This is a genomic window from Kitasatospora sp. NPDC056531 (genome assembly GCF_042794375.1).
Taxonomy (GTDB): Bacteria; Actinomycetota; Actinomycetes; order Streptomycetales; family Streptomycetaceae; genus Kitasatospora.
On sequence record NZ_JBHTTU010000144.1, the window covers coordinates 388 to 10366 of the forward strand.

Genomic DNA, 9979 nt, shown 5'->3' on the forward strand with positions numbered 1-9979 from the left:
GCTCAGCTGGTGCCAGCCGGTGCCGTCGGTCTTGCCGACGGCGATGCCGCGGCTGAAGCCCTGGTTGTTGCAGGGCCCGCACCAGCCCGCGTAGACGGTGCCGCCCACGGTGGCGACGGCGGTGGCGACGTGGCCCTCGCCGAGGTCGTAGGCCGACGTCCACTCGCTGCCGCTACGGATCGCGTAGCCCTTGTTCTGCACCCAGACGTGCCGGCCACCGGCGATCCAGGTGTTGGTGTTCTTCGGGTCGGTGGTGATCGGGGCGATGAAGCGGGCCCCGGCGCCACCGAGGTCCTTGTCCGGCGGGGCGACCTCGAAGGAGGTTGCCTTGCTCGGGTCCTTCGTCCAACTTCCGTCATTGACAGCACAGTTCTGGGTGACCCAGACGTCCAGGTAGACGTACTCCTCGGCGATGTTGCAGCCGTTGGTGGGGTCGACCAGGGTGTCGGCGCCGTCGCCGCCGAAGTTGGAGCCCATCACCTTGTCGTGGGCGCGCAGGATGGACTCGCCGTTGTCCTGGAGGCCGCCGCTGACGATCACACCCCGGCCGGAGCGGTCCGACGGGTCCTTGCCGACGCCCACCGAGTAGTACTGCAGGGTGTCGATCGTCCCGTCGTTGAGGGACTTCCAGTCCTTCGCGTGACCGCCCGCGTCCAGCTGGCCGTTGACCGGGCGGGTGTAGATGCCGCCGTCGTTGCCGACGTAGACGCTGGTCTTGCCCTGGTAGCTGCCGATGGCGACGGCGTGCTGGTCGGAGTGGGTGGTGGGCGAGCAGTCGCCGGTCTGCTTGGCGGGGTCGATACTCCAGCACGGGAACGGGTTGTTCCAGTACGGGGCGATGGTGGCCCACTTGGCGCCGCCGTCGGTGGTCTCGAAGACCTCCTCAAGACCCGCCCAGACGTGGTCCGGGTTGGCCGGGTCGACCTGGAGGAACTGGTTGTACCAGGACTGGATGCCCGGCTGGTAGCCCGCGTCCTGGAGGGCCGAGCCGGAGCCCTTGAGCTTGTCCTTGTCCGCGACCAGCGTCCACGGACCGGACGGCGAACCGGACTTGGAGACGTAGATGCCCTTCAGACCGGTGTCCGGGTTGTGCGCCATCACGTCCGGCGACTGGTCGATCGCGTAGTAGCGCGAACCGTCCGCCGAGCGCGCGAAGGTCACGTTGCCGACGTTCGCCGCGTCCGTCGGCAGATCACCGAGCGACGAGACCCGCTGCCAACTGCCGTCCGCCGCCTTGCTGTAGAAGCCGTTGTAGGTGTCGCCGCCACGCCAGCCGACCGCCAGGACCACCTTGGACGGGTCCTTGGGGTCGATGGCGACGTCGTTGGCGATGTTCTTGTACGGCGCGCTCGGGTCGCTCGCCTTCGCACCACCGGGCAGGTAGTCGGGGTTGGGCGCGAACTCCATGGTCCACGGGCCGGACAGATCGGTGGTGGAATGGCTCCACACGCCCCGGTTGGTGGCCGCCCACACCTTGTCACCGGCGAAGCGCAGCTGGTGGATCGTGGTGGACTCCAACTCGGCGCCGCCGACCCGGTTGCCGGGCTGGAACTTCCCGTGCTTCGGGTCCGACAGCACGTACACGCCGGTGCCGACGTACGAGGTGGCACCCGTGTTGGACTCGCCGGTGGCATACCAGAGCCGGCCGCCGCCGTCCAGGTTCAGGGTGCCGGTGGACAGCGTGGGCAGCTTGTCGGCGATCGGCTCCCAGTGGCCGCCGCCGGTGCGGGAGCGGAACACGCCGCCGTTGGCGCCGCCCGCGTAGACGTAGCCGTCGGAGTCGGCCGCGATGCCGGTGATGCGGCCGGTCACCAGGCCGGCACCGCCGCTGGAGTTGGAGTTGACGTCGCGGTAGCGCGGGTCGTCGCCGTTGTACGGCTTGTTCGTCACGTGATCCCAGGAACCGCCGGTGTGCGGCAGCGACTGCAGCTGGGCCCAGGCCGCACCGTAGGCGCCGGGGGCCACCACGCCGGGGGCGGTACGGGCCTCGGTGTACTGCGCGGTGCCCTCGGCCGAGTTCTCCGCCTCGTCGCTGCCGCCGTCGCCGCCGGTCTCGGCCTTGGCGGAGAAGGTCTGGCCGACCGCCGGCTTGCCCTTGACCTTCTGGGCGTGCTTCTGGCCGGCCTCGGTCAGGCGCTGCACCGGGTTCGGCTGGGTTCCGGGCTGGGCCACGGGCGCGGCGATGGCCTGAGTGGTGGTCAGGCCGAGCGCGGTGAGCGTGACGGCGCTCATGAGCAGCCGTCGTCGTTGCCTGTTCGGCACGGTGCGTCCTCCCCTGGGCGGCCGGGGCGCACGGTCGCACTCCCGGCGGATCAGACCGAAGCCTGGCCGGTGCAATGGCACCGCGTGAAGGGCATCTGCGTAACGAATGATTAAAACTCAATTCTGTGAAATCAGTTAAAAGCAACGGGATGCCCCGAGGTCGCAACCGGCCCTCAACCGGCGGGGGTTCAATCTCGCGCATCGTTCGCATCCGATATCTAACGCATCGGCAAATACTCTTACACAGCTCTTCCTTGAAATGATCAAAGACGGCAGGTTGGGGCCGCACTTCCGCGTCATCCGTGAGGAGCCCCGATGAGTTCAGCCAGGCGCCGCGCGACCCGCGTAGCCCTGAGCGCGGCCCTGCCCGCTCTGCTGCTGTTCAACGCGATACCCGGCCACGCCGCACCGGCCGACTCCACCCCCGGCACCGTCGTCACCGACGGGTCCGCCCTGCCGCCGTTCGGCCCCGAGGCGTTCGGGGACGAGGACGGCGGTGAGGGCGGCGGCGAGAGCGCCGACATCCTGGCCGCCGACGCCGCGTACAGCGCCGTCCGCACCGCCCCCGGTACCACGGTCAGCTCGGAGGCGTTCGCCGCCGGCCGCCAGAGCGCCAACGGCCTTGCCACCACCGGCGGCCGCTGGAGCGAGCTCTCCAGCGCGCCGTACAACACCTCCGACCATTCGTACGAGCTCGGCCCGCACATGGCCGGCCACGGCGTCGCCTCCGGCCGGATCACCTCGCTGGCCGTGGACGGGCAGTACCTGTACGTCGGTGCCGCCGGGGGCGGCGTCTGGCGTTCGACCGACCAGGGCGCCCACTGGAGCCCGGTCTTCGACCAGCAGGACACCCTCTCCATCGGCGCGGTCGCGGTCAACCCGGCCGACCACTCGCTGTGGGTCGGCACCGGCGAGGCGAACAGCAACGCCGACGGCATCGCGGGCGGCGGCATCTACCGCTCCACGGACCACGGACAGACCTTCCAGCTGGTCGGCGACCGGGTCGCCAACAGCATGGTGTTCCGGATCTCCTTCGCCGAGAACAACCAGGTCTACGTCGCCACCAACCAGGGCCTGCTGAAGCACCCGTCGAAGCAGATCCGCAGCCCCTGGCAGACGGTGCTCAAGCCGGACCCCAACCCGACCGGCTCGCCGTACCGCACCTCATTCGTCACCGACGTGCACGTGCGGCCCGGCAGCCACGGCCAGACGGTCGTCGCCGCCCTCGGCTGGCGCGGCGGCACCAAGCCCGACGACCTGCAGTACAACGGCTTCTACGTCTCCAACGACGCGGGCGCGACCTGGACCAAGGCCACCCCCACCGGCGACCTCGACGCGAGCCGTTTCGGCCGCACCACCTTCGACTGGACCCCGGACAGCAGCAAGCTCTACGCCGTGGTGGAGGACCCGACCAACGTCAGCCTGGGCGGCGTCTACTCCGCCGACTCCGGTGACGTCAACGGCTCCTGGACCAAGCTCGCCGACGCCGCCAAGCTCAAGGCCTCCGGCGGCCGCGCCGGCACCCCGGGCGCGCAGTCCTGGTACGACCAGTACGTGACCGTCGACCCGGCCGACCCGAACCACGTCTACCTCGGCCTGGAGGACATCTACGAGACCTCCGACGGCGGGAAGAGCTGGGACACCATCGGGCCGTACTGGAACTACGACCTGCCCTGTTACGACGACGACCCGGCCAAGAACACCTGCCCGAACACCACCCACCCCGACCAGCACGCGGCCGTCGTCGCCCCCGACGGCACCGCGTACTTCGGCAACGACGGCGGCGTCTGGTCCCGCCCGGCCGCGCTGCGCAAGGTCGTCCAGTGGACCGACCGCAACGCCACCCTGCGCACCCTGCAGTACTACTACGGCGGCCTCGGCGCCTCCCCCGACGGCAAGGGCGACATCGCCTGGGGCGGCCTGCAGGACAACGGCTACTCCGTCCTCACCCCGGGCAGCGACCACATGGCCGAGCCCAAGGGCGGTGACGGCTTCGACGTCGTCGTCGACCCGAAGAACGGCAACCGGGTGGTCGCGGAGTACACCAACCTCGCGATGGCCAAGTCCGACGACGGCGGCCACAGCTGGTACTACGTGACGCCCAACTGCAAGCAGAACAAGACCAGCCCGTGCGAGACCGACGGCCGCTTCAACGCGCCCTTCTCCGCGGACCCGGGCAACGCCGACCACTGGGTCGCCGGTGGCCGCTACGTCTGGGACAACCAGGGCAAGGGCTGGGACACCACCTGCTGGCAGCAGGTCTGCGACTGGAAGCCCGTCCGCGACCTCGGCGCGGGCAACGCCTCCACCGCCGTCGCCGTCTCCGGTCCGACCACCTACGTCGGCTGGTGCGGCACCGGCAACGGCTGCAACCCGGGCGCGGCCACGCCGTTCACCTCCGGCATCGACACCAACTACGGCGGCACCTGGCACCGGATCAGCGCCCCCGAGCTGCCGAACCGCTTCGTCACCGGCTTGACCGTCGACCCGGCCGACGCCGGCCACGTCTACGCGGTCTACGGCTCCTACAGCCGCCACTGGATCGACGGCGCCGGAGTGGGCCACGTCTTCGAGTCCCGCGACGGCGGCGCGCACTGGACGGACATCAGCGGCAACCTGCCGGACGCCCCGTTCAGCGTGGTGAAGCTCTGGAAGGGCCAGGTCGTCGTCGGCGGTGACGTCGGCGTGTTCGCCACCACCGGTTCCGGCAGCTGGACCCGCCTCGGCGCCGGACTGCCGAACGCCTCCGTCTCCGACCTCACCGTCTCCCCCGACGGCAGCTACCTGATGGCCGCCACCCACGGCCGCGGCCTGTGGAAGATCACCGGCTGACGGTACTTCCCACGTGCGGCCCACCAGCCACCCTCGGCTGGTGGGCCGCGCGCACACCTGCGGAACCGGACAGGCGCCGCTGTCGTCTCATGGCCGCATCGTCCGCCAGAACCGGGAGACCTCACCTCATGCACCGACACAGAGCCGTGGGGATCGCCGTCCTCATCCTCACCGCGCTCGGCACCGCCTCGGCCTGCGATGCGGACAAGGGCGGCAACACCCAGCCCTCCAGCCCGCCCCCGGCCACCACCACCGCCGTCACGGCACCGCCTTCGACGGCGGCCCCGACGGCCCCGACCATCAGCACGCCTTCGGCTTCACCGACGGTCCCGGCCACCCCCGCACCGCCTCGAACGGCCCCGGCCCACACGCCCCCGGCCTCGTCCCACACGGCCACTCCCCCGCCCGCGGCCGCCACACCGTCGCCCGCACCGACGCAGTCCGTCGACGTCGAGAACCCGACCGACCTGGACCACGGGCGCCCCTTGCCGTACAGCCGGCCCAGCACGGTGAGCACCGTCTTGTAGACCAACCCCGGATCGCCGAGCGCCTCGTGCACCTGCGCAGCCGTCATCGGCTGCCCCTCGGCCCACAGGACGCCCATCACCTCGGCCTCCAGGGCGCCGTGATCCCGTCTCTGTTCCCGGCGATCCCCGCCCACGCTCCCCCGTCTCCTCCGGCGCGGCCACCGGTCCACCGTCGGCGGCGGGACCCTACCCGCCTTCGACGGCCGTCAAGCCCTCGCCCGTTCCCCGACGGATCGGCCGAACGGAGTGACTTCCGTGGGCGAACGGGTGGGCGCCGAACGCGCCCCGCAACTGCTCTTGCCGGATTTTTCACACACTGTCACCGACCTGTGCCCGGACGAGAGGACCCACCTGTGGAACCTGTGAGACGTCGGCGGAGGCCGGGGCCCGCTCCGGTGGGCCCCTTCTGCTGCGTCTCCCCATGGGCCGTCGCGGTCGGCCGGACACCGTACACCACCGACGGCCACCGATGAGCCCAGCGCGCCGCGCACGGGCGGGCGTACTCAATGGGCCGGTCATGGGCCCACTCCCCCGAGGACCGCGCCGCATCGATCCCGCCTCCTCAATCTCCGCGGGAGACCCCCGGATCAGCAGCCCGATCGGAGTTTTGACACCCTTCACGCCCGGATCATGTGGTCCCCGGGCATCTCGCGGGAGCGCATGAGTCCCGGTGTCCCCACAATGGGGATGAGTGTGCACGGCCGCGCGTCAGGGCTGGGACGCAGGCTCCGATCCGGTGTCCGGTGATGCCCGGCGGGGCTTGAGCGGCCAGTAGGCGAGGCTGAGCAGAGCGAGCAACGGACCGGAGTTGGGGTCCGTGGCCTGTCCGGTGAAGATCCCACCGAGGGCTTGTCCGACGATCCAGACGACGGCAGCCAACGCCATGGCGAGGATGAGCGAAGCCCGGACGAGCGGCACGGGCAGGAACACCCCGACGGCGATGACGGCGAGCACGACTGCGAGTGTGATCGAGACCGCCGTACCCTGATGCGCGACCCACCCCGCGGCGTGGTGCTCGACCGAGGCGAGCCAGCGGGGCTGACCGGAGGCGCTGGAGGAGATCATGTCGTGGAGTCCCTCCGGGCTGCGGTTGCTCCCCTGCACGGCAAAGTAGGCAAGGCTCCCCCACAACACGAGCCACAGCACCCGGGCGGTGCCCGCGCCCACTGGGCATTCGGCCACGAACGATGCTCTCTCCGGTGCGCCCGTTTCGACGCTGACCGGCCAGAGCAGGACGGCGAGCAACGCATAGAGGATGACCGGCCCCGGGGCTCCGGAGACGGGGCTGGCGGTGCCGGTCAGCACGCCGCCGAGACCTTCACCGAACCACCAGACGCCCAGTGACCAGATGATCGATGCCGCGAGTGCGGGCTTGACGGTGGGGCGCCACGCGATGCCGAGGGCCAGCAGCAGCTGGATGGTCGCGAACGCCGCGTTGGTACTGACGGGATGGTGTTCGACGATGCCGGCCACCCAGGTGATGGGCCGTGCGATCACCGCCGGGTTGCCTTGCGCCGAGGCGGCGAGCACTTCGGTTCCGAACGCCTTGGTGTACATGTAGGGCTGGTACTGCAACGCCGCGTCCAGAAGCCAGATGGCCGCGAGAGCAAGCTGCAGGTACCGTCGGGCATCGCGCATGCATTGCTCCGGTGTCGCTGCCGTTGTCGGTCGATTGTTTCAACGCGCGCTGGCGACTGGCGGCGCTCTCAGTCCGGGTGTCCGGGTGATTCCTTCGTTCGATGGGCGACGACCGCGCGCCGCCGCTCGTACGGCCAACCGGTCTGGCTCGGCTGGGCACTCGACGACGACAGCCTCGACACCGTCATCCAGTACGCCTCGCCGGAGGCCCCGGCATCGCCCAACTCCCCGCGGCAGGCAGCCAGGAAGGCCGCCGCAGCGGGGGTGGCTCGCTCTCGGGCGGGGTTCAGAGGAGGGTGCTCTAGTAGTACCAGAAGCGGTTGAGGATCAGCAGGGCGATGACCAGGTACCAGACGGCGGGGACGACCCAGTGGTAGCGCGCGGCCAGTTCGACGGCCGGGCGCCACCTCGCGGGCAGTGGGATCACGCCGTTCCTGGCGTTGTGCAGGGTGGTGTACCAGAACAGCGGGACGGTGGCGATCCACACGACGATGCAGTACGGGCAGACCGCGCCGATCGAGTACAGGGTCTGGTCCATCAGCCAGGTGATGAAGCCGGCGCCGAAGAGAGTTCCGGCCTGGAGGCCCAGCCAGAACCAGCGCGGCAGCCGGGCACCGGTCAGCACCACGACGCCGATGGTGACGACGACCGCGAAACCGGCCAGGCCGATCAGGGAGTTGGGGAAGCCGAAGGCGGATGCCTGGGAGGTGCGCATCACCGAGCCGCAGCTGATGATCGGGTTGATGTTGCAGCTGGGGACGTAGGCGGGGTTCTCCAGCAGCCGGATCTTCTCCAGCGTGAGGGTGATCGAGGCGGCCAGACCGATCGCCCCGGCGACGACCAGCAGAAGGCCGAAGGCCCGGCCGCCGTCGACGGGGTCGGTGAGCCGTCCGGCCGTCCGTCCCGCTGTGGGGGGCTTGGCGGCGGTGGTCATGTGCGGGCTCCCGTGGCTCACTTGGCGGCGATGGTCTGCTGGATCAGCTGGGTGTACTGGGCCGGGGTGATCGGGTTGCCCTGGCCGTCGAACACGGTGAGCTGCTTGCCGTTGAGCTTGAAAGTGGGGGTGCCGGAGACGCCGCTGCTGTTGAAGGCCTCGTTGACCTTGCCCGCCCAGGACTTGTATGTGCCGTCCTGGACGGCCTTGGTGAAGTCGGGGGTGACCAGGCCGGGGACCTTGGCGGCGAGGTCGAGCAGGTGGCCGGTGTTGGCGAAGTCGTCCGACTGCTCGTCCGGCTGGTTGGCGTAGAGGACGTCGTGGAACTGCTTGAACTTCTGCGGGCTCTCGTTGAGGGCCGCGCCGGCGGCGGCGAGGGCGTTCTTGGAGCCGCTGCCGCCGAGGTTGGCGTCCAGGAAGGTCGCCAGGTGGTAATGGATCGTGTAGGTGCCGTTGTCGGCGAGCTGCTGGACGGTCGGACCGTCGGCGGTCTCCAGCTTGTCGCAGACCGGGCAGCGGAAGTCCTCGTACACGTCCAGGACGTTCTTGTTGTTCGGATCGCCGTAGACGATCACGGTGCCGTTGGTGCCGGTGGTGTTGGCGGGCACGACCAGCGGGCCACTGCTGCCGCCGCTGCCGGCCGTCGCGATGCTGATGCCGACGGCGGCGCCGACGACGGCGACGGCTATGCCGCCGATGAGGATCTTCTTGCGGCGGGCCGCGGCCCGCTGCTGACGCTCCCGCTCGACGCGCATCTGCTCGCGGGCGGAGCCCTTGGCGCCCTGGCTGTTCCTGTTGCTCATGGTGGTCTCGTCTCCCGTCCGGCGGACACCGGTGCGGCCGCGAGGCCACGTCCGGGTCCGGGACGTCTCCGTGGAAGGCGGGCAGGCTGCCCGGGTGGGTTGGCGGAGAGGCGACGACGGGCTGCCGGGGTGGTGACCCCGCGGACGGCACGCTCAGGGAATCGGTGAGCGCAGGCCGTCCGGTCAGCCGGTCGGCGTCCGGACGAGGAGCGGCGGGCCGCGCCGTCGGGTGCCGCGTCGCAGGACCTCCTGCGGTCCCGGCCGCTGCTGGTCGGGGAAAGCCGGTGCGGGGCCGGTCTCGGCGGGCGCTGCGGGAAGCAGCCACGCCAGCAGGATCCGCGCCGGGCGGGCGGCGAGCGCGGTCAGCGTACGGAAGACCGCCTTCTCGCCCTGCCGCAGCCACACCGCGGCGACCAGCGCGGCGGTCAGATGGAGGAAGAACACCGCGGCCAGCTGGACGCCGGTGGGCTGCCCGGGCAGGACGGGGACGGGCCCCAGCCCGTGGACGGAGCTTCCGCCGCACAGCAGGTCGGGGAGCAGCTCACCGCTCTGCCGGGCGCCGGCCCGGCAGGTGTCCTGGCCGACGTAGTACATCGCGTTGAGCGTCAGCTCCAGCGGGACGAGCACGGCGGCGATCTGGACGAACGCCCGCTCGGCCGAGGACAGCAGGAGGGCGGTGCCGAGGACGGCCACGACGGCGATGGCCACGATGGTGTCCGGCAACGGCGTACCGGTCAGTAGGACATGACCGCCGGCGGACAGCGTCAGCAGCAACGCGGTGAACACCGCCGCGCGCGCCGTGCGAAGCGCTATCCCGGGCTCCATGCGGCCGAGTATGGCACGGCCTTCTGAGATCCGACCCCGCCCGGCGGGAGGGTCGGTCGGGGGCGAGGTGGGGGGAGGGCCTCACCTGCCCCCGGAAGTTGCACCTCGGGGGGGGGGGCCTCTCCCCTTTTTCCCCACCCGACCAATCAAAAAACCCT

Annotated in this window: 7 protein-coding genes; 1 reads left to right on the forward strand and 6 read right to left on the reverse strand. The window is 70.6% G+C overall.

From position 1 onward, the window contains the following. Nucleotides 1–2262, reverse strand: a 2262-nt coding sequence (locus ACFQ87_RS41915) for a glycosyl hydrolase (protein WP_380616227.1), incomplete at its 3' end; no start/stop codon positions are given. Between the two features lie 315 nt (nucleotides 2263–2577). On the opposite strand from ACFQ87_RS41915, the gene ACFQ87_RS41920 reads away from it, so the two are divergent. Beyond that, on the forward strand, nucleotides 2578–5094 hold the full coding sequence (locus tag ACFQ87_RS41920) for a WD40/YVTN/BNR-like repeat-containing protein (RefSeq protein ID WP_380616228.1): 2517 nt from the start codon (nucleotides 2578–2580) through the stop codon (nucleotides 5092–5094). Between the two features lie 121 nt (nucleotides 5095–5215). Here the strand turns inward: ACFQ87_RS41920 and ACFQ87_RS41925 are convergent, their stop codons facing one another. The 5 genes from ACFQ87_RS41925 to ACFQ87_RS41945 form a co-directional block, all read right to left on the reverse strand. Further along, nucleotides 5216–5755, reverse strand: coding sequence for a BlaI/MecI/CopY family transcriptional regulator (locus ACFQ87_RS41925; RefSeq protein WP_380616229.1), 540 nt, complete (start codon nucleotides 5753–5755; stop codon nucleotides 5216–5218). 574 nt (nucleotides 5756–6329) lie between these two features. Then, the gene (locus tag ACFQ87_RS41930; RefSeq protein ID WP_380616230.1) at nucleotides 6330–7259 is read right to left on the reverse strand and encodes a hypothetical protein; all 930 of its coding nucleotides are present in this window, start codon (nucleotides 7257–7259) and stop codon (nucleotides 6330–6332) included. Nucleotides 7260–7560: 301 nt separating this feature from the next. Further along, the gene (locus ACFQ87_RS41935; RefSeq protein WP_380616231.1) at nucleotides 7561–8193 is read right to left on the reverse strand and encodes a vitamin K epoxide reductase family protein; all 633 of its coding nucleotides are present in this window, start codon (nucleotides 8191–8193) and stop codon (nucleotides 7561–7563) included. A gap of 17 nt (nucleotides 8194–8210) precedes the next feature. Further along, nucleotides 8211–8996 carry a thioredoxin domain-containing protein gene (locus ACFQ87_RS41940; RefSeq protein ID WP_380616232.1) on the reverse strand — a complete coding sequence of 262 codons (786 nt, stop codon included), beginning with the start codon at nucleotides 8994–8996 and terminating at the stop codon, nucleotides 8211–8213. Between the two features lie 183 nt (nucleotides 8997–9179). Further along, the gene (locus ACFQ87_RS41945) at nucleotides 9180–9821 is read right to left on the reverse strand and encodes a hypothetical protein (protein ID WP_380616233.1); all 642 of its coding nucleotides are present in this window, start codon (nucleotides 9819–9821) and stop codon (nucleotides 9180–9182) included. Nucleotides 9822–9979 lie beyond the last annotated feature (158 nt).

Coding starts and splice junctions, on each gene's coding strand:
- ACFQ87_RS41920 (WP_380616228.1), top strand. CDS start 2,578: ATGAGTTCAGCCAGGCGCCGCGCGACCCGCGTAGCCCTGAGCGCGGCC.
- ACFQ87_RS41930 (WP_380616230.1), bottom strand. CDS start 7,259: ATGCGCGATGCCCGACGGTACCTGCAGCTTGCTCTCGCGGCCATCTGG.
- ACFQ87_RS41935 (WP_380616231.1), bottom strand. CDS start 8,193: ATGACCACCGCCGCCAAGCCCCCCACAGCGGGACGGACGGCCGGACGG.
- ACFQ87_RS41940 (WP_380616232.1), bottom strand. CDS start 8,996: ATGAGCAACAGGAACAGCCAGGGCGCCAAGGGCTCCGCCCGCGAGCAG.
- ACFQ87_RS41945 (WP_380616233.1), bottom strand. CDS start 9,821: ATGGAGCCCGGGATAGCGCTTCGCACGGCGCGCGCGGCGGTGTTCACC.